Source organism: Psychrobacter raelei (genome assembly GCF_022631235.3).
Taxonomy (GTDB): Bacteria; Pseudomonadota; Gammaproteobacteria; order Pseudomonadales; family Moraxellaceae; genus Psychrobacter; species Psychrobacter raelei.
The window spans coordinates 858,061-883,039 of record NZ_CP093310.2 but is presented as its reverse complement, the minus strand read 5'-3'; the positions used below and the strand labels follow the sequence as shown (position 1 = coordinate 883,039).

16 protein-coding genes, 2 tRNA genes and 3 rRNA genes are annotated in these 24,979 nt (G+C 46.2%); 9 read left to right on the top strand and 12 right to left on the bottom strand.

All coding sequences use genetic code 11. The annotated features are described in order from the left end of the window. Positions 1–60: 60 nt before the first annotated feature. Positions 61–402 carry a DMT family transporter gene (locus tag MN210_RS03770; protein ID WP_155587714.1) on the bottom strand — a complete coding sequence of 114 codons (342 nt, stop codon included), beginning with the start codon at positions 400–402 and terminating at the stop codon, positions 61–63. Between the two features lie 415 nt (positions 403–817). Between MN210_RS03770 and MN210_RS03765 the strand changes: the two genes are divergently transcribed. The 7 genes from MN210_RS03765 to MN210_RS03735 all read left to right on the top strand — a co-directional run bounded on the left by MN210_RS03765 (position 818) and on the right by MN210_RS03735 (position 11,716). Beyond that, positions 818–2,338 carry a catalase gene (locus MN210_RS03765; protein WP_241879240.1) on the top strand — a complete coding sequence of 507 codons (1,521 nt, stop codon included), beginning with the start codon at positions 818–820 and terminating at the stop codon, positions 2,336–2,338. Between the two features lie 295 nt (positions 2,339–2,633). Further along, complete coding sequence (locus MN210_RS03760) at positions 2,634–3,380, top strand: hypothetical protein (RefSeq protein ID WP_110816256.1); 747 nt, start codon at positions 2,634–2,636, stop codon at positions 3,378–3,380. A 535-nt stretch (positions 3,381–3,915) separates the two neighbouring features. Beyond that, positions 3,916–5,679 carry a TolC family protein gene (locus MN210_RS03755; protein WP_338412574.1) on the top strand — a complete coding sequence of 588 codons (1,764 nt, stop codon included), beginning with the start codon at positions 3,916–3,918 and terminating at the stop codon, positions 5,677–5,679. Between the two features lie 60 nt (positions 5,680–5,739). Continuing rightward, complete coding sequence (locus tag MN210_RS03750; RefSeq protein WP_110816253.1) at positions 5,740–6,813, top strand: HlyD family secretion protein; 1,074 nt, start codon at positions 5,740–5,742, stop codon at positions 6,811–6,813. Between the two features lie 28 nt (positions 6,814–6,841). Continuing rightward, entirely contained in the window at positions 6,842–8,317 is a 1,476-nt protein-coding gene (locus MN210_RS03745; RefSeq protein WP_338412573.1) for an ABC transporter permease, read from the top strand. Next, the gene (locus tag MN210_RS03740) at positions 8,317–9,807 is read left to right on the top strand and encodes an ABC transporter permease (RefSeq protein WP_338412572.1); all 1,491 of its coding nucleotides are present in this window, start codon (positions 8,317–8,319) and stop codon (positions 9,805–9,807) included. Before MN210_RS03745 ends, MN210_RS03740 begins: the two co-directional genes overlap by 1 nt. Before the next feature lie 136 nt (positions 9,808–9,943). Beyond that, positions 9,944–11,716 carry a potassium/proton antiporter gene (locus tag MN210_RS03735; protein WP_338412571.1) on the top strand — a complete coding sequence of 591 codons (1,773 nt, stop codon included), beginning with the start codon at positions 9,944–9,946 and terminating at the stop codon, positions 11,714–11,716. Positions 11,717–11,777: 61 nt separating this feature from the next. Here the strand turns inward: MN210_RS03735 and MN210_RS03730 are convergent, their stop codons facing one another. The 11 genes from MN210_RS03730 to MN210_RS03680 all read right to left on the bottom strand — a co-directional run bounded on the left by MN210_RS03730 (position 11,778) and on the right by MN210_RS03680 (position 22,355). After that, positions 11,778–12,452 carry a DUF938 domain-containing protein gene (locus MN210_RS03730; RefSeq protein WP_241879228.1) on the bottom strand — a complete coding sequence of 225 codons (675 nt, stop codon included), beginning with the start codon at positions 12,450–12,452 and terminating at the stop codon, positions 11,778–11,780. 70 nt (positions 12,453–12,522) lie between these two features. Further along, entirely contained in the window at positions 12,523–12,987 is a 465-nt protein-coding gene (locus MN210_RS03725) for a flavodoxin family protein (RefSeq protein WP_241879227.1), read from the bottom strand. A 1-nt stretch (position 12,988) separates the two neighbouring features. Beyond that, positions 12,989–13,402: an OsmC family protein gene (locus MN210_RS03720; RefSeq protein WP_110816243.1), complete on the bottom strand. Its 414-nt coding sequence runs from the start codon at positions 13,400–13,402 to the stop codon at positions 12,989–12,991. 274 nt (positions 13,403–13,676) lie between these two features. Then, complete coding sequence (locus tag MN210_RS03715; protein ID WP_011959926.1) at positions 13,677–14,459, bottom strand: glucose 1-dehydrogenase; 783 nt, start codon at positions 14,457–14,459, stop codon at positions 13,677–13,679. A gap of 187 nt (positions 14,460–14,646) precedes the next feature. Beyond that, positions 14,647–14,760: ribosomal RNA gene (rrf, locus tag MN210_RS03710) — 5S ribosomal RNA — on the bottom strand. Between the two features lie 162 nt (positions 14,761–14,922). Continuing rightward, a 23S ribosomal RNA gene (locus tag MN210_RS03705) occupies positions 14,923–17,775 on the bottom strand. A 415-nt stretch (positions 17,776–18,190) separates the two neighbouring features. Further along, positions 18,191–18,266, bottom strand: a tRNA-Ala gene (locus MN210_RS03700). Positions 18,267–18,352: 86 nt separating this feature from the next. Beyond that, positions 18,353–18,429 (bottom strand) — tRNA-Ile (locus MN210_RS03695). Positions 18,430–18,490: 61 nt separating this feature from the next. Continuing rightward, positions 18,491–20,025: ribosomal RNA gene (locus MN210_RS03690) — 16S ribosomal RNA — on the bottom strand. The 16S, 23S and 5S rRNA genes sit together here with 2 tRNA genes alongside, the layout of an rRNA operon. Positions 20,026–20,569: 544 nt before the next feature. Then, positions 20,570–21,421 (bottom strand): CDP-diacylglycerol--serine O-phosphatidyltransferase, encoded by an 852-nt coding sequence (gene pssA, locus MN210_RS03685; RefSeq protein WP_011959925.1) that lies wholly within the window; start codon positions 21,419–21,421, stop codon positions 20,570–20,572. A gap of 58 nt (positions 21,422–21,479) precedes the next feature. Beyond that, the gene (locus MN210_RS03680) at positions 21,480–22,355 is read right to left on the bottom strand and encodes a 23S rRNA (adenine(2030)-N(6))-methyltransferase RlmJ (RefSeq protein ID WP_011959924.1); all 876 of its coding nucleotides are present in this window, start codon (positions 22,353–22,355) and stop codon (positions 21,480–21,482) included. Positions 22,356–22,547: 192 nt separating this feature from the next. On the opposite strand from MN210_RS03680, the gene MN210_RS03675 reads away from it, so the two are divergent. After that, on the top strand, positions 22,548–23,462 hold the full coding sequence (locus MN210_RS03675) for a 2OG-Fe(II) oxygenase (protein ID WP_201545386.1): 915 nt from the start codon (positions 22,548–22,550) through the stop codon (positions 23,460–23,462). A gap of 123 nt (positions 23,463–23,585) precedes the next feature. After that, a complete protein-coding gene (gene dapE / locus MN210_RS03670) occupies positions 23,586–24,794 on the top strand; it encodes a succinyl-diaminopimelate desuccinylase (protein ID WP_241879222.1) in 1,209 nt (402 codons plus the stop codon). Positions 24,795–24,979 lie beyond the last annotated feature (185 nt).

The window sequence follows — 24,979 nt, the reverse complement described above, 5'->3', positions numbered from 1 at the left end:
ATCAGAGGTAGTCAACACCGTAATCTTGAGATGATTTTTTATTATTTATACTGCTCCCTCCTACCCCACAGAGCTTGAGAACAAATTAAGCACCACAACGCCGGTCACAATCAGGCCAATGCCTATCACTGCCGGCGTATCAATACTCTGCTTAAATACCAGCAGACCAATCAAAGCTGTTAACACAATACCTACCCCGCCCCACATTGCATAAGCAATACCAAGCGGAATACCCCTTAATGACTTAGTCAAAAAATAAAAAGAAAAAGCATAGAGCACCACCGTGGCTAAAGTGGGATAAAGCTTAGTGAATTCTTGCGACTTCACCAAAAAGGTGGTTCCGGTTATTTCAAAGATAATAGCCCCGGCCAAATAGGCATAGGCGATGGCAGTTGGAGACATTTAAACACCCACGATTATAGTAATTTTAAGGTACCGATCAGCCCAGCGGCGCCTATAAATGTGGCTAAATTGCTTTATTTGTTGGACTGTACTACATTAGCTATTGAAACCAACATGATTGTTATAACCAATCAAGTAAAGGGTGACTTAAATTCAATGGAGCCAAAAAAATCTCAATAGTTATAAAAGGATTTATAGACCAAAAGCGGTAGCAAAAATAGATTAGTAAAACAAAACATACTATTGTAATTAATTTACTATACAAAACTACACAATTTGGCTTTAATAGAGATAAGCAAGATAACCGGCTTGGTAATAACCATACCCTAACTGCTCTATTGTACTTAAAAAAATAACAGGCTGTAAAAAATCAAGTGTTTTATCCCCCACTCATTACAAAAAAAAGGAGATTACAATGAGTGATAAAAAATGCCCCTACGCCCCCACGAAGCTAACCATGAACAATGGTGCACCCGTTGCAGACAACCAAAACAGCTTAACAGCCGGCCCTCGAGGTCCGCTATTGGCGCAAGACCTTTGGTTGAACGAGAAGCTGGGCAACTTTGTGCGTGAAGTTATTCCAGAACGCCGCATGCATGCCAAGGGTTCTGGCGCCTTTGGTACCTTTACCGTCACCAACGACATTACTAAATATACGCGTGCTAAGATTTTTAGCGAAGTCGGCAAAAAGACCGAAATGTTTGCCCGCTTTAGTACCGTAGCCGGTGAGCGCGGTGCGGCTGATGCTGAGCGTGATATCCGTGGTTTTGCCCTAAAGTTCTACACCGAAGAGGGTAACTGGGATTTAGTAGGCAACAACACGCCTGTCTTCTTCTTACGTGACCCACGTAAGTTCCCTGATTTGAACAAAGCGGTAAAACGTGATCCTCGTACCAATATGCGCTCAGCGACCAATAACTGGGACTTTTGGACCTTACTACCTGAGTCATTCCACCAAGTGACCATCGTAATGAGTGACCGCGGTATCCCTGCCTCATACCGTCATATGCATGGCTTTGGCTCACACACTTACAGCTTCTGGAATGATCAAGGCGAGCGCTTCTGGGTCAAATTCCACATGCGTACGCAGCAAGGCATTAAGAACCTAACTGATGCCGAAGCTGCCGAAACTGTCGGTATGGACCGTGAAAGCCATCAAAAAGATTTATTTGAGTCTATCGAAAATGGCGATTTCCCAAAATGGAAAATGTACGTTCAAATCATGCCAGAAGCAGAGGCTGAACAGGTGCCTTACCACCCGTTTGACTTGACTAAAGTTTGGCCAAAAGGCGACTACCCTCTAATTGAGGTGGGTGAATTTGAACTTAACAAAAACTCAGACAACTACTTTTTAGATGTAGAGCAAGCGGCATTTGCGCCAAGTAACTTAGTACCAGGTATCGGTGTCTCTCCAGACAAGATGCTACAAAACCGTCTGATTAACTATGCAGATGCACAGCGCTATCGTGTGGGCGTTAATAGCCATCAGATTCCAGTCAACCAACCACGTTGCCCTTACTCGAGCAACCATCGTGATGGTCTAGGCCGTGTCGATGATAACTATGGGGGTCGTCCACATTATGAGCCAAACAGCTTTAGTCAATGGCAAGAGCAGCCTGAATACGCTGAGCCGCCTCTAAGAATTAATGGGGATGCCGCTCATTGGGACTTTCGTAAAGACGATGATGACTACTTTAGCCAGCCGCGCGCTTTGTTCAATCTCATGAGCGATGAGCAAAAGCAGGTATTATTTGATAACACAGCCCGTAACATAGCATCGGTGCCAGACTTTATCAAATACCGCCACATCCGTAACTGCTACTGGTGTGACCCTGCTTATGGCGAAGGCGTGGCCAATGCCATCGGCTTAACGGTTGACGATGCGCTCGCAGCTCGAGAGACCGACCCTGCACGTCATTTAGATAGCTTACTATAACTGCGTCTGCAAAACGTACGGGTAAGGCAGACATCTTGTGTTAGCTTTACGGTTCAACAAACACCTCTGGTATTCGCTTGGGGTGTTTTTTATTCCCAGCAGATAAATTAGGGTATTGGTTGCTCTATCCTCTACCAAGGAAATGCTTGCTATATTAAGTCGTGGGCATATTAGACCACACTCGTTAGCTTTTTTACTACTCACTGTATTATTTCTTAACAGACATTTAGAGGCAAATAACCGATGATGACTACAACATTTAATAGTAAATAACTTACCTTAAAAAGAGGACGTTATGACAGATAAGATAATTGATTTGGGTTCAGGTTTTTGGAACATACGTGGTTCATTTAAACTGGGCGGTCTAATAGATATTGGCACTCAGTGCTCTTTAGTGCAACTAGAGTCAGGCAAGTTTATCTTTTTAGACAGCTATAGTTTAACCGGTGAGCTGCGCGATAAGGTGATGTCCTTGACTGATAATGGCACAAAGGTGGAAGCCATTTTAAATTTACACCCTTTTCATACCATACACTGCGCGCAAATGGCCAAAGATTTTCCCACCGCCATTAATTACGGCAGCGAACGTCATAAGCGTAAGATAACCGAGGTAAACTGGGCCGATGACTTGGTAGAAAGCGAGGCCGTAGCCAAACGCTATCCTGAGCTTGAGTTCTCACTCCCCCAAGGTATCGACTATATCTCAGACAATGAGATGATTCACGCCAGCTCTTTACTGGCCTTTCATCCTGCCAGCAAAAGCTTACATGTAGATGATACTTTTGTCACGCCGCCTGCCAAAATCTTGCAAGCCATTTTGCCAGAACTGTCGCTACATCCCACCACCAAAAAGGCACTAACCGATGAGCCTAATGCCGGAAAAAAATACTGTGATTGGGCAGAGAATTTGGCAGAAAAATGGCAAAAAACCGAGAACTTCTGTGCAGCCCATTCAGATATGGTGAAGTTTGGTCCAGGTGAGTTTAAAGCAGCCTTATTAAAAGCGGTTGCCAAAGCTCGTCCTAAGCTTGAAAAGGCTTAGCCCACTTGGCATGATTGAAAGTATAAGCTGATAACTGACAGCTTAAGCTTAATATTTGACTGGCCGGTCGCCCACTGCTGGCATTTTATTAACGGGCTGCTGTTGAAATCTAGTTAACTAATCATTAAACTTTGGCTCAATGTAAACCATATTTTATCAGTTTGCGCCCTACCAAGGCTGCGTTTTTGTCTCCAAGCAAAAACACAGCCTTTTTTTATGGCCATTGATGAGGCGTCCATATTGGGGTTAAAGGCTGTCTTTAACCCTGTCAATACACGCCATACCTGCTTGTACGGCTTTTTTGTTGGTGGTGTTTATGGCTATATTGCGCTAAGACATGCTAAAAGGACTGGTCGGACGTATTTATAACTTCAAATAAGCTTTTTAGCAGGCTATTATAATGAACCCAAATCAAGATATGCGCTTGGCGCCTGATTAATCCATGGTTTAGGCGTCATCACTAACCAAAAATCATTAAATAAAACTGATACACTCTCTACCTCCAACTCATCCCTTTTATTAGCCAGTTGCCGTTATGTCATTACTTAAGTTAAAGCGCTCTGAGACTGTAAAACCGCAAGCCTCTTTTGTGAGACGCCCTTGTGCGCCTACCTCGTATCATATATTGACGCATTATGCTAAGCGGCTCAATAGGCATGCTGCGTATTTGGCTCCCTTATCTTGGCAGCTTTCGGTGGCCGTAAGTCTCAGTGCCCTATCAACCATGGGCCACACGGCACCTATACATAGTGGCAGCGATGAGTATGTCTTGTCACCGCAAAGCCCCATTTATCAAAACCCCATCCCGGCGACCAATGTAAAAAAGATTGGCGAAAATCTAGACAAAGGCAGCTATCAAACCATACCGTTACACAGCATTGTCGACCCAGCTTCAGGGGTGGCCATTGATGATGTGTATACCATTGATGTACCCGACAAAATCAGTCTACAACAAGCCCAAAATGTATTAATGCAAGTGTCACCCAAACTTGCCAGCAACAATGCCGGTATTGCAGCAAATGAGCTGCAATCAGAAGCTACCAAAGGTCTCAACCAACCGCTGATTTTTTTACGGGCTGGCGCCACCCGATATAGTGTGGATGCAGATGTGGATTTAACCGGTCTTAAATCCGGTATCAATGACAGCGTAAACCAAGCAATTCAAGACAATCCTATTTTACAAAATATTGATCCTAATATTGTTAATGCCATTCCGCCCATCATCAGTGACCGCCTACCCGATGAATATAATATAAAACGCAGTGGTACAAATACCAGCGCAGGTGTTGCCATGCTGTGGCCGGTGTATACCGCTGGGCGCACCCAAGCGGTCACTGATCTGGCAGATGCGCGCACTGAAGAGAGCCAAGCGGACGCCTTACTTGATAAGGACGACCTGCAAGCGACCTTAATTAATCGCTACTTCACCGCTCAGCTTGCCATGCTCGCTGCTTACTTACGTGAAGATGCCTTAAATACGGTGAAAGAAACCGATCATATGGCGCAAAGATACCTAGAGGAAGGCTTTATATCAGGCGTTGAAAGACTAGAGGCGAAGACAGCGTTAGCAGAGGCTGAAAGTGAGGCGCTAAAAGCGCGCAATAATGCTCAATTAGCCATGACTGCCCTGCAGCGCCTATTGCGCTCACCAACACCCATCAAGCCTACCAGCCCATTGTTTGTCTCCTCAAAGCCGCTACCTCCCTTAAAGCACTTCCAAGATTTGGCCTTAAAAAACCATCCCGGTCTTAAAAAAGTCGATGCCAAATACGCCCAAGCAGAATCTTTAACCAGCTTATCCAACACCGGTTATAAGCCGACCGTTACCTTATTCGGTTATCATGAAATTGACAAGGATCCCAGCTGGATTGCAGGGGTTTCTGCCAGTTGGAAGCTGTGGGGTGGCTTGGACAAAGGCGCACAGCATGCTTCTGGTCAAGCACAAATGCGCCAAGCCTTATTGGCCAAAATCGATGTGAGTGACAACATCTTATTGTTAGTAGAAAAAAACTGGCAATCGGTAGAAAATGCCCGGGTCCGCTTCCAGTCATTAAACAGCAATGTGCTGCTGTCTCAAGAGTTACTACGCTACAAGCAACTGGGCATGAAAGAGGGGGTGAATACCGCCCTTGATGTAACTACTGCACAAACCAAGTACTTGCAAGCCCGCACCGAGCAAGCTGCTGCGGCCAATGATTATGTACAGGCGCTTGCCGCTTTAATGCAAAGCATTGGTACCCCAGAGGCCTTTAACGAATATATGGCCGTGGCCGATATTAAGCTGCCCACGGTTTATTAGCGCTAAGCGCCGCTACACGCCTTAACCTTTTTACTTTTATTTTATCTTCAGGATAAATACATGAGCACCTCAAACACGAGCCCCTCAAAAAAGCCCAGCCCAACCATGCTAAGAAACATCATAATCACCTTAGTTGTGGCTGGGATAATAGCGCTGATTATTTATGGCTTAAATAAAAGTTCACAAAGTAACGAAAAACCTATCGTGGTGCAAGGCCAAATGGAGATGCAGTCCACTGCCATTGCCGCAAAAGTGCCGGGACGCATCGCCAAGATATTGGTCACTGAAGGTGATAATGTCACTGCGGGTCAACAGCTGATTGAAATGGATTCACCTGAAATTACTGCCAAAATGAACCAGGCTTTAGCTGCCCGAGACATGGCCCAAAGCCAGCTGGATAAAGCACAAAATGGTGCCCGTCCGCAAGAAATTGGCCAAGCCAAAGCAGCTTGGCAAGCCAACCAAGCCGCAGCAGACTTAGCCAAGAGTACTTATGAGCGTGTTAATCGTCTTTATGAAGAGGGACTAATGGCACGTCAAAAGCGCGATGAAGCCTATACTCAGTATGTGGCCAACCAAGATAAAGCTGACGCCGCCCGCTTACAATATGACTTGGCCGTAGAAGGGGCTCGTGAAGAAGATAAAGCGGGTGCTAGAGCACAGGTGGCCCAAGTAGATGGTAAGATTGAAGAGGCACAAGCGGCGCAAAATGAGGCCAACTTAAAAAGCCCCATTGCCGGCATAGTTGATGATGTGATTGTCAATCCAGGTGAGGTCATCGGCCAAGGCGTCCCCATCATGACTTTGGTCGATCCCAATCAGCAGTGGGTGGTACTCAATGTGACAGAAAACCTATTAAATCAGTTTAGCATTGGCACCCAGTTTGTCGGCCAAGTACCAGCGCTGTCTCGTCCTGATGCCCCTTATAAGATGACGTTTAAAGTATTTAACACCGCCGCCTTGTCTGACTTTGCTACTTGGCGCGCCACCAATACCGAAGATAACTTTGATGTGCGTACCTTTGAGGTCAAAGCGCGTCCCGTCACTGCTGACCCCAAGATTCGCTCGGGCATGAGCGTGGTGGTAGAGCTTGATGCCAGTGCCTCTAATAAAAAGACCAACCGTGTTAACTAAATCAGATTGGATAGGCTAAGGCTAGATTATGTCTGCATCTTCCGGTAATCACAGCACACCGCCTAAGATTGTCTTTGGTGATAAAGACAATCGCAAGGCCTCACTGTGGTCAGTGTTCTTACGCAGTGCGTGCTATGAAGGTCGCTTCTTGCAGCATCACTCGTGGGACTTTGTCATGCTATTGTGGCTGCCTTTGGCGACCATCTTAAGCATATGGTGGATATTTTCTAAGCCTTATATCGTCGATCTGCCCATTGGCGTTATTGACGATAGTCGCAGCGCCTACTCTCGCACCCTTACCCGCTACCTCGATGCCAGCCCTGATATCAAAGTTGAGCAGCTGTATACCGATATGGCTCAGGTCAACGAGGATATCTTGACCAAAAAGATATATGGGGTGGTCATCATTCCATCAGATTTTGCCGATCAAATTAATAAAGCAGCCCCTTCACCGATTATCTTAAAGGTTAATGCGCAGTATGGTACCCATTCAGGTATCATTCAAAAAGGGGTGCAGGCTGTGGTAGGTACGCTATCAGCAGGGGTGGAGATTAAGCGCACTGTCAAGCAAGGCAGTTATATAGAGCAGGCTAAGATTAGCTACTCGCCCATTGGTGTCGAGCGCATAAGCTTATTTAATATAGGAGCCAACTATCAGCAGTTCTTGGCCTCCACAGTGATCCCCGCTTTATTACATATTTTGGCCATGATTATTGGGGCGACGACCATTGGCCGCGAGATTAGGGATAAAACCTTCTCACAGTGGTATCACACCATCGTCTATCCGGACATGCCTTATCCTGATTTTAAAGCGCTCAAGCATCTCCCGCCAGCGCAAAAACTGGCAAAAATGCAGGCAGATCTTGATGCTAGCTGGCAAGGCCCGATTGATTATAACGCATTGAGCACCCAGACTTTTGTACCCACTTCTACCTCAAGCCTCAGTGCAGTACCAGCCCCTATCAGCACCACCCAATTGGGACAGCCGCGTATGCCACAAACAGTGTCTATCTTGGCGCTGGTGGTCGGTCTAAATGGCAAGCTTATCTGGGCGCTATTGTTTTATATGATGTGGGCAGGGCTAATGCTACTCTTAGCGGTGTCCGTGCATCCGGCCAGCGCTGCGGCCATCTTGATTGTGTTTGCTGCCTTTATAGCTCTGGTGATGATCTCTTTGTGGGTGGGCGCCATTTTTACTTTGAACAGTTATTCGCTGCGTATGGGGCTCTCAAGTACCGGCTTTGTCTCTGCGCCATCGTTTGCCTTCGCGGGTGTCACTTTTCCGCTATTGGCAATGAGTGAAGGCGCCCAGCGCTGGGCCAATGCCCTACCCTTAACCCATTATCTACGGATTCACTTAACCCAATTACAAATGTCGGCACCGGTTTCAGTGGCACTACCCACACTCGCCGGCCTAATAGTGGCTGTGGTGGTCACTTTGGTACTTACCGCCTTATTATGTATCCGCGCCTTTAAAAATCCACAACGCTGGGGAGCCCGCTAATGTCCAATCTCCCTTTGAACCCAAAACAGCCACATGAAGACAATGATGGTGCCTTAGACACTACCCAACAAGGCAGTAGCAATTTGCACACTGGCTTGGATCATGAGTCATCACAACAGGCTGCGTTAGACCCTGCCCCTTTAGACAAGAAGCCGTTACATCAAGACCCAACAGATGACAGCTCAATCAATCAAGACCCACTATCACAAGATAAGCTGCCAAGCCATCAGACAGATGCTGCACACTGTGATGCGAGTCAGTTACGAGCAGAGCCTGCTTTATCATCTGAATCAAAAGCCCCCTCACAGCCACGCTCAAGTGTGGATAAAAAGCCGACAGCTATGATCAGCCACAGCAGTTTGATTGAAGGATTCTTAGGCACATTAGCATTGGCTTTTAAGGACAAAGGCGTGCTATTAATGCTGATTTTTGCGCCGATAATTTATGGGTTCTTCTACCCCTGGCCTTATGGTAGTGAGGTGGTGCAGCAGGTGCCAGTTGGTGTGGTCGATTATGATCACAGCAAATTATCAAAGACCATTACCCGCTATAGCGATGCCCATCCCAACATCAAGGTGACCCCTTATCTGACCCAAACAGATGCCTTAAATGCCCTGTATGATGAGCAAATTGCCGGCTATTTGATTATCCCTCGTGATTTAGAAAAAGACGTCTACGCCAGTAAGCCTGCACATGTGTCTATTTTGGGCAATAACAGTTACTTTTTATTAAATAAACAGCTGCAATTGGGCTTTACCACAGCCGTCTCCACCGTCTCAGCGGGCATAGAGATTAAGCGCAGTGTGGCCCAAGGTGCTTATATGCCAACGGCCAAGGTAAGTACTCAAGCGGTGCCTCTGCGCATTGATCCCATGTTTAACCGTACCGAAGGCTATGGTGCTTATGTGGTACCAGCCGTGGCCATTTTGATTTTGCAGCAAACCTTGTTGATGGGCACCTCCTTACTTATTGGCACTTGGTACGAAAACAAAAAACAAAACGCCAGTATCCTAGGCTGGCTTGGCCGTATTGGCGCCTTATCTTTAATTACTTTTACCGTGGCCTGTTTTTATTATGGTTGGGTCTTTAATTTTCAAAATTATTCGCGCGGTCATAATCTGCCGGGTACCTTACTGTTTATGGCAATCTACGCTCCCACTGTGGCGACACTCGGCTGCTTGCTTGGCCTGTGGTTTAAAGAGCGTGAGCGCGGTATGCAGATTCTAATTTTCAGCTCCCTACCCATGTTCTTTTTGAGCGGCTATCCTTGGCCGGTCACTCAATTGCCTGAGGTGTTACAATATGTGCGTTGGCTATTTCCATCTACCTCAGGGATGAATGCCTCGGTACAATTAAACCAAATGGGCGCCTCTTTAAGTCAAGTTAGTAGTTATCTGTATCACCTACTGGCATTATGGCTGATGTGTTTTATCCTACTAATTTGGGTACAGCATAGACAAATCAAGCGAACTACTGCAGAATCTATCTAGCACGCGCTCATCGCAATTACTACCGCACCTGATACCTTTTTTATCATTTAATACGCTCAGCGAATTGGCTGGGCGCCTTCTTGCCTAATCAGTTGTGTTAGGCAGCTTACTCTTAGACTCTAGGCTTATTGGACTCATGGAAACCCTAAACATTGTATATTTGGTCAGTGCGATACTTATCTTCTCAAGTATTATGGCCAGTACACTTTCAGCCCGCTTGGGCCTACCCTTACTGCTGCTATTTTTATTGGTGGGTATGTTGGCAGGTGAAGAAGGGATTTTGGGTATTGAGTTCTCCCAGTATGCCATTGCTAACTTTGTGGGGCAGGCGGCATTGGCCTGCATCCTATTAGACGGCGGCTTGCGAACCTCCTTTAAGTCCTTCCGTGTGGGCTTAAAGCCGGCTGTGGTATTGGCCACTTGGGGTGTATTTGCCACCGTCTTGGTACTGGGCTTATTCGTCACCTGGCTGCTGGATGTCGACTGGCGTATCGGGCTATTGATGGCAGCCATTGTCGGCTCAACCGATGCAGCGGCAGTATTTTCATTATTACGTAATGGCGGCGTGAAGCTAAACGACCGTGTTCAAGCCACACTAGAGCTTGAATCCGGCGCCAACGATCCTTTTGCTATCTTACTGGTTACAGGCCTAATTGCGCTTAATGTCGATCAAAATAGCCAAACCTTATTAGGGTTTGTGAGCTTATTGGCGCAGCAATTGGGCTTTGGGATGCTCATGGGGCTATTATTTGGTTACCTGTTATCGAAGATGTTGCCTAAGCTACATCTGGCGGTCGGCATGTATGCCATTTTAATTATGTCAGCGGGTCTGGCGGTGTTTGCTGCGACCAACTTAATTGGTGGTAGTGGCTTCTTGGCGGTATATTTGGCCGGTATTTTAGTGGGTAATAATAAAGTACGCGCCACTGAGCATGTGTTAAGGGTTATGGACAGCTTTGCTTGGTTATCACAAGCCGTACTGTTCGTGGTGCTGGGCTTATTGGTGACCCCCTCAAACGTGCTCAACGTCTGGCACTACTCTGTGGCCATCGCCGCCTTTATGATTTTGATTGCCCGTCCTATCGCCGTATTCTCAAGCATCAAGCCATTTGGCTTTAAAAATAGAGAAATAGGCTTTATTTCTTGGGTTGGCCTGCGCGGTGCGGTGCCGATTACGCTGGCCATTTTACCGGTGATGGCCGGCCTACCGGACGCCTTTTTGTTATTTGATATTGCCTTTGGGGTGGTGATTTTATCCTTAGTGCTACAAGGTACCACTATTCCGTTTATGGCTAATTTATTTAAAGTACGTGTACCAAGCAATGCTGAGCCTGATGAAGAGATGGAGATTTGGGTATCAGAGCAGGCCAGTATTACCTTATACGAGTTTGAGGTGAAGCCTGGTGCTTTTGCTATGGGCCGCCACCCCTTGGACATCTCCTCCAGTATAAGTGAGGATGAAATTGCCATTTTTGCGTTAATTCGTAATGAAAAAATCGTTATTGTTGATCAAGACACCCGCTTAAAATATGGCGACCGAGTCTGGTATGGCTTAAGGGGTAATCATGCCGCCAAAATCGCTCGTATTTATAATGACATTAAGCTAGATAGGCGCTCAGTGGAAGATTTTTATGGTGACTGGATGATCTCTCCCAATGTTCGGCTTGGTGATCTGCCCTTCTTTGATGAAAGCGTCTCCTCTACCCCGCCGAATACCAAAGTCACTTACGATAAAGAGGGCTCACCGGTTAACATGTGGCAACAAACGGTTGCTGAATTTATCAAAGCCAACCTAAATACCGCACCTGTACCTGGAGACACGGTCCAAATCAATGAAGAGTGGTCACTTATTATCAAAGATATTGATGATAAAGGCACCCTACGCACCATTGGTCTGAAGCACTATTAGCGAAATGCTTCCTGTAGGGTCTGCCATGCTATTAACGTTAACGTTATATTCACTTGAGGTTTTAAATATCAGATTTTTCAAACACCAATATCTCATTATTGGCCGGCATACTATAGCGATTAACTAAAATTAGATGGTGCTGTTTGGCTAAATGCATAATATCGACTTTGTCACGGATACCACTGTTTGGATCACGCTGACGCAAATGCCTATCAAAGCGCTGATTACTATCGCTACTATACTGACCGTTGTCATTAAACGGCCCATAGACAATAAATTTGCCATGAGTCGGCAAGGCATCCCATACCAGCTCAAACAACCTCTCAACCAGCGGCCAAGCAATAATATGCAGGGTATTGGCGGTAAAAACAGCATCGTAGGGCGAATTTTTATCTGGATAAGATGGCGCGCTCACTGCTATGGGTATGCCATCACGGGTCAAATCAAAGGCCAGCGGTGCGTGTAAGTTTGGTGCAGGGTACTTGTCATGCCAACCTTGAATCACCCCATGATTATCCACCACATCGCTTGTTTGCCACTGCAAATGCGGCAGTCTGGGTGCAAAGTAAACACTATGCTGCCCTGTCCCTGAGCCCACCTCTAATACATAATGATGAGCTGACAACTGGTGCTGCAATACCTCTAAAATAGGCTGTTTATTATTCTCACATGCTTGCGAAAACGGCAGGTGGGCGCTATGACTGATATCTGTATTGCCCAAATTTTGTTGATTCATAACACCCCTCTTAGATAATCAGCCTACGGTCTCTGTGCTGATGATCACTCATGAGCACATAAAACTTGAGTTAATAAACACCTGCCTCAACACCCGCTGCTAACGTCATCGCTAGCTCTGCGACTTGCTCAGCAAATACATCCTGCCACTCACCTTGCAATATCAATGCCTGTTGAACCCACTCCCAGCGCAGTCCTGTGGTTATCGTCTGTAGTGCCCGTTTGGTTCCTATCCCATCATGACCTGCTCTAATATAGACAGCAAAAGGTAGGCCCTGCTTTTTATCCAGCACTGGATAATAACAGCGATCAAAGAAATCTTTGGTCAACCCTGCCATATAAGCTAGATTTTCTGTGGTGCCTAACAATAAAGCGTCAGCAGCAAGCACATCACCAGGCTGAGTCTCTTGTGGCGACTTGAGAATCACCGTAACGTCTAAATCAGAATGATTGGCCCCATCAAAGGCCGCTTGAGCCAACTTTTGGGTATTCGGTGACGGTGCATGCGCAACAATCAATAAGGTCTTAGCCGACACATTACTCACCACTGGGATAGTGGAAGGTCACGTTTTGTTCAATATCAGGGTGTAGACTTTTTGCCACAGGGCAGCTAAAAGCCGCGGCTTCAAGTCTGTTTTTGGTACGCTCATCAAGCGGCTGATTAAAAGTAATGACCACTTGAATTTCTTTTACTCGGCGGGGTTTGTCCGTCATGATCTTAGTCACTTCAGCACGTGTGCCTATCACGTCTATATCCATGGCCTCGGCTTTGATACCGATGATGGTCAGCATGCAACTGGCAAGGCTCGTCGCTAATAGATCGGTCGGCGAAAACGCCTCCCCTTTACCATGATTGTCCGTTGGCGCATCGGTGATGATTTGATTGTTTGACTGTAGATGTAAGGCTTGGGTACGTAGATTGCCTTGGTATTCAACTGTAGAGGTAGTCATAAAAGCTCCTTAAAAACTCTCGTACTTAATAAACAATTATTACATATTACGGCATAGCCTATCAGGCTAAAAATGAAAAACATAAGCCATAAATCCAGGCAGTAAGGTATTTCCGTCTAAATTGACTTTTTGACTATCAGGGTATTCAACCAGGCGCTATCCATCTTTAATCTATGTAAATACAGAACCTTAATTTGAAAGTACTGCATAGAGTAACGGATAGCACTTTTACCTTGACTTGACTATAAAAGGGCAAGTTTAAGAGTTGCTATTATCAATCTAACGTCTGCGTGCCCCCACCATTTACAAATAAGGTCTGTCCACTCACCCACTCAGATATGGGAGAGGCAAAGTACAGCATGGCCCCTGCAATATCTTCAGGTTCGCCTAAGCGCTTAATTGGAGTATGCTCTAACATCTTATCTTCAAGCTCAGGCGTTAACACCGTTTGCAGAGCGTCTGTTTTGGTGGCGCCTGGTCCTACGGCATTAATGCGTACTTCTGGGCCAAAGTCGTGAGCAAGGTTTGCGACCATATGATTAACCGCAGCTTTTGAGCTGGCATAACCGCTCATGTTAGGGCTTTTATTGATGCTGGCCATAGAGGTCGTGAAGATAATAGAGCCATAACCTGCTTTTTTCATATGTGGCACAACCAGCTGACATAGACGCCAACCGCTAAATACGTTCAGCTCAAAATCACGTTTAAAATCACTAACGTCTATCTCAAAGGGGTTTTCTTTTCCGCCGCCCCCGCCGCCAGCATTATTAATCAGGATATGAACCGCACCGAATGTCTCAATGGTTTTATCAACAAGATTGGTTAAGTTATCATCTTTTAAAATATTGCACTCAATGGCCAATGCTTGAGCATCTGTGTCCTCTAGAGCGGTTATCTCTTTAGCGACTTTTTGTGCATCGTCTAATTTTAGGTCGGCAATAACGACATTAGCACCGTGCTGGGCAAGTAGGATAGCAGATGCTTTGCCGATACCATTGGCGCCACCGGTCACAATAGCTGTCTTATTGGTTAAATCGAATAGTTTGGAAGGAGTCATAGCAGTAGTACTTTTGTTAATGTTGATAGAGAGACACCATAACAAAAGTAGTGGGCTGTATGGGTAAGCGATTGTTTGCTTTGGGTAGAACACCTTGGATTAAGCTCCAGAAAGCAACATACAAATCTCTTATAGAGCACATAAAAAAAGCCCCCATTCGGATGAATAGGGGCTTTAAGGTATAGGGAGCTGACGATGACCTACTCTCACATGGGCGAACCACACTACCATTGGCGCGACGATGTTTCACTTCTGAGTTCGAGAAGGGATCAGGTGGTTCCATCGTGCTATTGTCGTCAGCAAAGGGGGTATAGATATGAGTTGGTTAAGGGTGAGCTTAACTTTGTTTGACTATTATATCAAGAACCTGAATCAAGTCACTGTTAATAAGTGATTATTTATAAATGATTATCAGGATGATATCGAAATAATTATAGCTTATACAAAACCACTTGGGTGTTGTATGGTCAAGCCAAACGAGCAATTAGTACAGGTTAGCTACACGCATCACTGCGCTTCCACACCCTGCCTATCAACGTCCTAGTCTTGAACGGCTCTTAAGGGAAATCTAATCTTGAGGTTGGCTTCCCGCTTAGATGCTTTCAGCGGTTATCCAATCCGAACGTAGCTACCGGGCAATGCCATTGGCATGACAACCCGAACACCAGCGGTTCGTCCACTCTGGTCCTCTCGTACTAGGAGCAGATCCTCTCAAATTTCCAACGCCCACGGTAGATAGGGACCGAACTGTCTCACGACGTTCTAAACCCAGCTCGCGTACCTCTTTAAATGGCGAACAGCCATACCCTTAGGACCTGCTTCAGCCCTAGGATGAGATGAGCCGACATCGAGGTGCCAAACACCGCCGTCGATATGAACTCTTGGGCGGTATCAGCCTGTTATCCCCAGAGTACCTTTTATCCGTTGAGCGATGGCCCTTCCATACAGAACCACCGGATCACTAAGACCTACTTTCGTACCTGCTCGACTTGTGGGTCTCGCAGTTAAGCGCGCTTTTGCCTTTATACTCTATGAACGATTTCCGACCGTTCTGAGCGCACCTTCGTACTCCTCCGTTACTCTTTAGGAGGAGACCGCCCCAGTCAAACTACCCACCATACATTGTCCTCGGTATTGTTATACCTGAGTTAGAACCCCAACATGACCAGGGTGGTATTTCAAGGATGGCTCCACAGATACTGGCGTATCTGCTTCAAAGCCTCCCACCTATCCTGCACAAGTCAGGTCAAAGTTCAATGTAAAGCTGTAGTAAAGGTTCACGGGGTCTTTCCGTCTAGCCGCGGGTACACAGCATCTTCACTGCGATTTCGATTTCACTGAGTCTCTGCTGGAGACAGCGCTGCCATCATTATGCCATTCGTGCAGGTCGGAACTTACCCGACAAGGAATTTCGCTACCTTAGGACCGTTATAGTTACGGCCGCCGTTTACTGGGGCTTCGATCAAGACCTTCGCATACGCTAAGCCCATCAATTAACCTTCCAGCACCGGGCAGGCATCACACCCTATACGTCCACTTTCGTGTTTGCAGAGTGCTGTGTTTTTAATAAACAGTTGCAGCAGCCTGGTATCTGCGACTGTCAATAGCTTACACCGCAAGGGTTTCACCATCCACAGCGTACCTTCTCCCGAAGTTACGGTACCATTTTGCCTAGTTCCTTCAGCAGAGTTCTCTCAAGCGCCTTGGTATTCTCTACCTGATCACCTGTGTCGGTTTAGGGTACGATTCGTTTATGACTATAGTTTAGAAGCTTTTCCTGGAGCATGGTATTTGCCACTTCGCTGTACAAGTACAGCTTGCTATCAGATCTCAGTATTAACAGCCCGGATTTGCCTAAGCCGTCTACCTACATCCTTCCACCTGGACAACCATCGCCAGGCTGGCATAACCTTCTCCGTCCCTCCATCACATCATAAACAAGTATCGGAATATTAACCGATTTCCCATCGACTACGCCTTTCGGCCTCGCCTTAGGGGTCGACTCACCCAGCCCCGATTAACGTTGGACTGGAACCCTTGATCTTCCGGCGTGCGAGCTTTTCACTCGCATTATCGTTACTCACGTCAGCATTCGCTCTTGTGATACCTCCAGCATACCTTACGATACACCTTCACAGGCTTACACAACGCTCCCCTACCACTTGAAACAATTTTCAAATCCGCAGCTTCGGCTCCTAGTTTGAGCCCCGTTACATCTTCCGCGCGGGCCGACTCGACTAGTGAGCTATTACGCTTTCTTTAAAGGATGGCTGCTTCTAAGCCAACCTCCTAGCTGTCTATGCCTTCCCACTTCGTTTCCCACTTAACTAGGAATTTGGGGCCTTAGCTGGCGGTCTGGGTTGTTTCCCTCTCCACGACGGACGTTAGCACCCGCCGTGTGTCTCCCGGATATTACTCATCGGTATTCGGAGTTTGCATCGGTTTGGTAAGTCGGTATGACCCCCTAGCCGAAACAGTGCTCTACCCCCAATGGTATTCGTCCGAGGCGCTACCTAAATAGCTTTCGGGGAGAACCAGCTATCACCGAGTTTGATTAGCCTTTCACCCCTATCCACAAGTCATCCCCTGGCTTTTCAACGACAGTGGGTTCGGTCCTCCGGTGCCTGTTACGGCACTTTCAACCTGCTCATGGATAGATCACTCGGTTTCGGGTCTATACCCTGCAACTATGGCGCCCTATTAAGACTCGGTTTCCCTACGGCTCCCCTAACGGTTAACCTTGCTACAGAATATAAGTCGCTGACCCATTATACAAAAGGTACGCGGTCACACCTCAAGGGTGCTCCCACTGCTTGTACGCACACGGTTTCAGGTTCTATTTCACTCCCCTCACAGGGGTTCTTTTCGCCTTTCCCTCACGGTACTGGTTCACTATCGGTCAGTCAGGAGTATTTAGCCTTGGAGGATGGTCCCCCCATCTTCATACAGGATTTCTCGTGTCCCGCACTACTTAATATGCTTCATTATATGTTTCGAATACGGGGCTATCACCCACTATGGCCAGCTTTCCCACACTGTTCTTCTACATATAAATCCGTCGGCTCCTCCCCGTTCGCTCGCCGCTACTAGGGGAATCTCTATTGATGTCTTTTCCTAAGGGTACTGAGATGTTTCACTTCCCCTCGTTCGCTTCCTAATAAATTAGGATACCTAGCTTACGCTAAGTGGGTTTCCCCATTCAGAAATCTCCGGATCACAGGATATTGCCGCCTCCCCGAAGCTTATCGCAGGCTGTCACGTCTTTCATCGCCTCTGACTGCCAAGGCATCCACCATGTGCGCTTAATTACTTGACCATACAACCCCAAGTAGTCTTGGTTCGCTAAGCTTTTATTTACTATTGGTTAAAGACAACCTCGAAGTAATCCGAGGTGTTTTAACCAATGCATAAATCTAGTTCTTAACAGGTTGTTTGTCGTAATTATAACGATATCACCTTGATAATTTACGCTTGATTCAGTTCTCTTTACTTTGTAACCAACCCCTTGGGATAACAACTGATGTCATTAAAAGGTTGGTTACTGGTTAGACAATGGCTCAGTGAATGATTCATCGTCTAACCGTATTACAACTCATATCTATGTTTTTAAATAGTAATAACGCTGTCATCCAGTCGTCATATAGTTTCTGTATAAAACAGAAGTAAGTAATCGTTTTATCAATTGCTTAATTCTGGCTTATATCTTTTCACTCTTAAATCTGTATCCAATATGGTGGAGCCAAGGAGAGTCGAACTCCTGACCTCCTGCGTGCAAGGCAGGCGCTCTACCAACTGAGCTATGGCCCCTGAGAAGCGTATATAAATGTGCTGGGAGCACATTTTAGCTTCGCAAGAGAGAATCTGTGATTCTCTAGTGCTTTCCGTATTATAAGTGGTGGGTCTGATAAGACTTGAACTTATGACCCCCGCGTTATCAACACGGTGCTCTAACCAGCTGAGCTACAGACCCTTAAGAGCTTGCTAAACCAAAGAACAACTTGTTGTGAATTCTTGCTGACCGGATGCGTCAATAAGGAGGTGATCCAGCCGCAGGTTCCCCTACGGCTACCTTGTTACGACTTCACCCCAGTCATCGACCACACCGTGGTGAGCGCCCTCTAAAAGTTAGGCTACCCACTTCTGGTGCAATCAACTCCCATGGTGTGACGGGCGGTGTGTACAAGGCCCGGGAACGTATTCACCGCGGCATTCTGATCCGCGATTACTAGCGATTCCGACTTCATGGAGTCGAGTTGCAGACTCCAATCTGGACTACGATAGGCTTTTTGAGATTCGCATCACATCGCTGTGTAGCAGCCCTCTGTACCTACCATTGTAGCACGTGTGTAGCCCTGGTCGTAAGGGCCATGATGACTTGACGTCGTCCCCGCCTTCCTCCAGTTTGTCACTGGCAGTATCCTTAGAGTCCCCGGCCAAACCGCTGGTAACTAAGGAAAAGGGTTGCGCTCGTTGCGGGACTTAACCCAACATCTCACGACACGAGCTGACGACAGCCATGCAGCACCTGTATTCTAATTCCCGAAGGCACTCCCGCATCTCTGCAGGATTCTAGATATGTCAAGACCAGGTAAGGTTCTTCGCGTTGCATCGAATTAAACCACATGCTCCACCGCTTGTGCGGGCCCCCGTCAATTCATTTGAGTTTTAACCTTGCGGCCGTACTCCCCAGGCGGTCTACTTATTGCGTTAGCTGCGTCACTAAGGAATCAAGTTCCCCAACGACTAGTAGACATCGTTTACGGCGTGGACTACCAGGGTATCTAATCCTGTTTGCTACCCACGCTTTCGAACCTCAGTGTCAGTATGATGCCAGGAGGCTGCCTTCGCCATCGGTATTCCTTCAGATCTCTACGCATTTCACCGCTACACCTGAAATTCTACCTCCCTCTCACCTACTCTAGCCTAACAGTATCAGATGCAGTTCCCAGGTTAAGCCCGGGGATTTCACATCTGACTTATTAAGCCACCTACGCTCGCTTTACGCCCAGTAATTCCGATTAACGCTTGCACCCTCTGTATTACCGCGGCTGCTGGCACAGAGTTAGCCGGTGCTTATTCTGCAGCTAATGTCATCGTCTATGGGTATTAACCATAGAGTCTTCTTCACTGCTTAAAGTGCTTTACAACCAAAAGGCCTTCTTCACACACGCGGCATGGCTGGATCAGGGTTGCCCCCATTGTCCAATATTCCCCACTGCTGCCTCCCGTAGGAGTCCGGGCCGTGTCTCAGTCCCGGTGTGGCTGATCATCCTCTCAGACCAGCTACAGATCGTCGCCTTGGTAGGCCTTTACCCCACCAACTAGCTAATCCGACTTAGGCTCATCCAATAGCGAGAGCGCAAGCGCCCCCTTTTCCCCGTAGGGTGTATGCGGTATTAATTCGAGTTTCCCCGAGCTATCCCCCACTACTGGGCAGATTCCTAAGTATTACTCACCCGTCCGCCGCTCGTCAGCAAGAAGCAAGCTTCTCCTGTTACCGCTCGACTTGCATGTGTTAAGCCTGCCGCCAGCGTTCAATCTGAGCCATGATCAAACTCTTCAGTTTAATCTTGCTATGAAGCTCTTTAAAGAAGCTTCTAAACTTGGCTCATTCAATACTAGCAAATTGCTTTTCCGTATGTTTCATATAATGAATTAACTTCGAGTTTTTCTACTAATAAAGAATGATAATTTTTATAGTTAGTCACATCACCGAAAAGATGACGTCCCAACTTTAATTTTTAGCATCCTAAATCAGCAAAAATCCACACAAGTTGTTCTTTGATTTAAGCTTTTAAATAATTACTTAGCTTGTCGTCCAAGCCTAAGTTGTATCTTTGCTTAGCATCGTTGTTATTAATTAGTAACACCATTATCGCTGAGCAGGCTGACTATTATATAGATTTTAATATCGTTGTCAACACTTAATTTTTAATTTTCTCTAAGCTGACCAGCTTTAATCTCTCGATTTATTGCCCTATGTCCGTCTTAGTGAGGGCGTATTATAGAGGGTTTATTTTTTCTGTCAACTGCATTTTTAATCTTTTTTGAAATAAATGACCAGTGGCCATATTAAGGCAACTAAGCACCAATTAACTTAGCTATAAAGTCTAACCTTTAACTTTGGTGTTTAAGGTTGAGACAATGCCCGACAAAGCATAAATAATGCCAATGGCTAAAATACCCACTGGAATATCATATAAAACAATACCCATAACTAATACAGCAATAATCAATGCCACAAAAGGAACTTTCTTTTTATCAAACTCTTTAAAGCTGTAGTATTTGAGGTTACTGACCATAAGTAGACCACAAATCACTACCCACACTGCAGCAATGATCATCACCTGAATGTCATACTGACCAATCCACTGGTCGTGATCAATAGCAACCATCACGGCACTCGTGACTAATATCGCCGCTAATGGACTGGCCAAGCCGACGAAGAACTTTTTGTCTACTTCGCCAATTTGTACGTTAAAGCGTGCCAAACGAAATGCGGCACAAGCTGTAAATACGAACGCACAGGCAATGCCCACCCGCCCTAAGGGCTGAAGCGCAAAGCTATAGATTAAAATGGCGGGTGCCACACCAAAGGCAAGCATATCTGCCAATGAATCATATTGCTCACCAAAAGGGCTTTGCGCATTGAGCATGCGTGCTACTCGGCCATCAGCGCCATCCAAGATAGCGGACAAAAAGATGGCCAAGGAAGCTTTGTAGAAGTGACCTTGAGTACTAGATAGAATTGAGAAAAAACCTGATAACAAGGACAGCGTAGTGATTAGGTTGGGTGCCAAATACACGCCGCGGCTGACCACAGGCTTACCATCTGCCACCTCTTGCTCAATCACTTCAAAAGTCAAGCTATCCAAGCCTTCAATACCAGACTCTGTCTGACGTGTAGGCTGCGGATGATTAAGCGGTGCCTCATCTGGCTGCGATGAATCTGGAGTCGTCATACTACATCCCTCTAGGATCTAACCTTCAATTATTCGTCAATTCGTTTTCTACTAATCGCTATTCGCCCACTAGCCAGCGCACGTTTACTGCTTGGCTTTGTGGTAAATCAGGCGCATCTTCAGGGCGCATTAAAGGTTGGATGAAGTTTAAAATCTGACGCGCATGTTGATCAAACTGCCAAGGCGGATTAATAATGAGCATACCGGTACCGTTTAGGCCCACTGCCACATCATTCGGATAAATATTTAGCTCACACAGTAGCTGCTTACGAATACCGGTACGCTTCATCTTTTTATAAAAAAGCTCAACCGCTTCAATATTTTTGATAGGAAACCATAACGCATACACGCCTTGTGGCCACTTGGTCATAGAAGCAACCAACAGCTCCACTAAACGAGTAAAGTCTTTGTGCTCTTGCTCATAAGGCGGATCAATTAAAATCACACCGCGGCGCTCTACGGGCGGGATCACTGCGCGAATACCTTCAAAGGCATCACGGTTGTGAATACCGATAGGCAATTGATACAGCTGATAGTTTAGGGCATCGTATTCGGTGTTTTTAAACTCAAAAGCTTCTGCGCGCACCTTAACTTCAGGATGTTTTTCAACATGATTGGCGATCCACCAAGGTGATCCTGGATAGACATACTTGTCATAAGTCTGACGGGCTTGTTTGATATCGTCTACATACTGACGAACCGCTTCAGGTGCTTCAGAGACATCAGCCTCCAAAATCTTTTGGACACCGGCTTTGGCTTCGCCTGTTTTTCGTGCCTCTTCACTGCTTAGTGAGTAAAGACCACGACCACCGTAAGCATCAAGAGCATAATAAGGTTTGCCCTTTTTGCTCATTTGATTCAGCAGTTGTACCAGTAAAATGTGTTTGGCAACGTCGGCAAAATTACCGGCGTGATAGGCATGTTTGTAATTCATAAGTTAGCTTGTTTTAGTGTAGAAAGGTTCATTATCAAAAATTAGTTCTATGGTAGCATAAGCTGGTTTAAAATGAGTATATTAATGGTTAATAGTACCCATCTAGACCTATAACTCAGCACTTTTTAACTGCTACGCTCTGTTTTACCAACTTTTTGGTTTAATAAAGTAGTGATAATCGGGAATCCACCAATGGCCTCAGTCGTTAAAACGACCCTTACAAGCAGCTTAATTGAAAACAGCTTAAATGATAGCCCCTTAATTGAAATTGAAAGCAACCTCAACACTACCCCTTGCACTCCCCAAGACCCAATCACCATAGCCATTCCACCACCTTTAACTCCCGACGATTTAGTGCAATCCAAACAGCTGGCGCAGCAAGTGCTAAAGCAACTGCCTCCTGACACAGACTATTTATCGTTAAGTCCTTCACTCAAACAGGCTCTTGTGCCCAAATTTGATTTAAGCGACACCCAAAAGATGCTTGAACAAGCTGACTTTGCGGTAGATTGGGCAAAAAGACTTGATGCAGACATGCTCGATAGCTTTGTCAAGCAAGGCTTTATCGTCTTAGATGATCTGTATCAGCCCACAGCGTTATTGGCGCTGCAAGCAGAAAGTGGCTTTGTTGAGTATCGAGATGCCAAGCTGACTGAAGGCGTACGCAAAACGGACATTCGCGGCGATAGAATTCGCTGGATTACTAAGGACTTTTTTGCCGGCTTTTACTATCTCAACAGCATTAATGATCTGGCCTTTTTGTTTAATCGCACCTTATTTGCCGGTATTCGTCACAGTGAGGCGCATTATGCCTGCTATCCACCAGGATTTGGTTATAAGTGGCATTCTGACAATCCGGTCGGCCGAGATGAGCGGGTAATTTCGGCGGTATTTTACCTTAATGATGACTGGACACTTGATGACGGCGGTGAGTTGTCTATTATAGACAGTGAGGGACAGACGCATCAGCTTATGCCTAAAGCCAATCGTTTGGTTATCTTTGATAGTAACTTGCTGCACCAAGTCGAGCTTGCCCATCGCCAGCGCTACTCTATTGCCACTTGGCTACGCTGTGATGATGCCCTGCTCATTGCCGAGCCACTATAGCTAACGGCAGGCTGATGACTTAATAAGGCGCTATACGTCATAAGCCCTATGCGGCATACTACAATTGCCCCACCCCTTTTTTAGCCCTATCTTTTAGCCTTTACTTTATATCTTGAGGAATTTATGCACACAAGCGACCCATCGAATACCGCCACTGACCATCAGAAACAAACCTTAGAGCTTAGTATTGAGCTGATGCGCCGAGACTCTGTGACACCTCACGATAAAGGCTGTCAGGAGGTATTGGTTGAGCGTTTAAGCCCGCTTGGATTTGCGCATGAGTTTATGTATTTTGGTGATGAGCAAGCCAGCGGACGCGATGCACAGGTAAAAAACCTATGGGCCAGACGTGGCAACCAAGACCCTGTGGTGTGCTTCGCCGGCCATACCGATGTGGTGCCTACCGGTAATCCGGACAATTGGCGCATTGCACCTTTTGACGCCAAAGTACATGATGGCTACCTTTGGGGACGTGGTGCGGCTGATATGAAAACCGGTATTGCCGCCTTTACTGTCGCTACTGAGCGCTTTGTCAAAAACCATCCTGACCATAATGGCTCAATCGCCATGCTGATTACCTCAGATGAAGAAGGCCCATCAATTAATGGTACGGTTAAAGTGGTTGAGGTTTTAGAAGCACGAAATGAGAAAATAACCTATTGCTTAGTCGGTGAGCCATCAAGTACAGACAGCTTAGGTGATGTGATCAAAAATGGACGCCGTGGCTCGTTGGGCGGTATTTTAACGGTGACCGGCAAACAAGGCCATGTCGCCTACCCTCATTTAGCGGTTAATCCAATTCACGCTTTATTGCCTGCTTTGGCTGAGTTTAGCGTTACTGAATGGGACAAAGGCAATGACTTTTTCCCAGCAACGTCGATGCAAATCTCAAACATCAACGGTGGTACTGGTGCAAACAATGTGATTCCAGAAAGCGTTGAGGTGGTGTTTAACTTTAGATTCTCGACTGAAACCACCGAAGAAGAATTACGCGCCAAAACCCATGAAATCTTGGATAAGCAATTTGCCAATACTGAGGCTACCTATGAGATTGACTGGAAGTTATCAGGTAATCCGTTCTTAACTGCTGAAGGCAAGCTGGTGGATGCGTGTAAAGTAGCCATCAAAGACATTACCGGTACCGACACTCAGTTATCGACCTCGGGCGGTACTTCTGACGGCCGCTTTATTGCGCCAACTGGTGCGCAAGTGGTCGAGCTTGGCGTGCGTAATGCGACCATTCATCAGGTGGATGAGCGTGTGGAGATTGATGATATTGGTAAATTGGCTCAGATTTATGAGCGTATGCTAGAAGAGTTGTTGCTGGGTTAGCGCTGTTTTATCAGGTGTCTTTATAATGCCTCCTACTCAGATATGATGCTGTTTTAGGACACTGCAGTGCGACGTGATACAAATAAAGCCAGTATCTTAATTCAGACACTGGCTTTATTATGACCGAATTTTATATGACTCAGCTTATAGGACATGGTTTATAGGACTGAGCCTGACAAACCTTA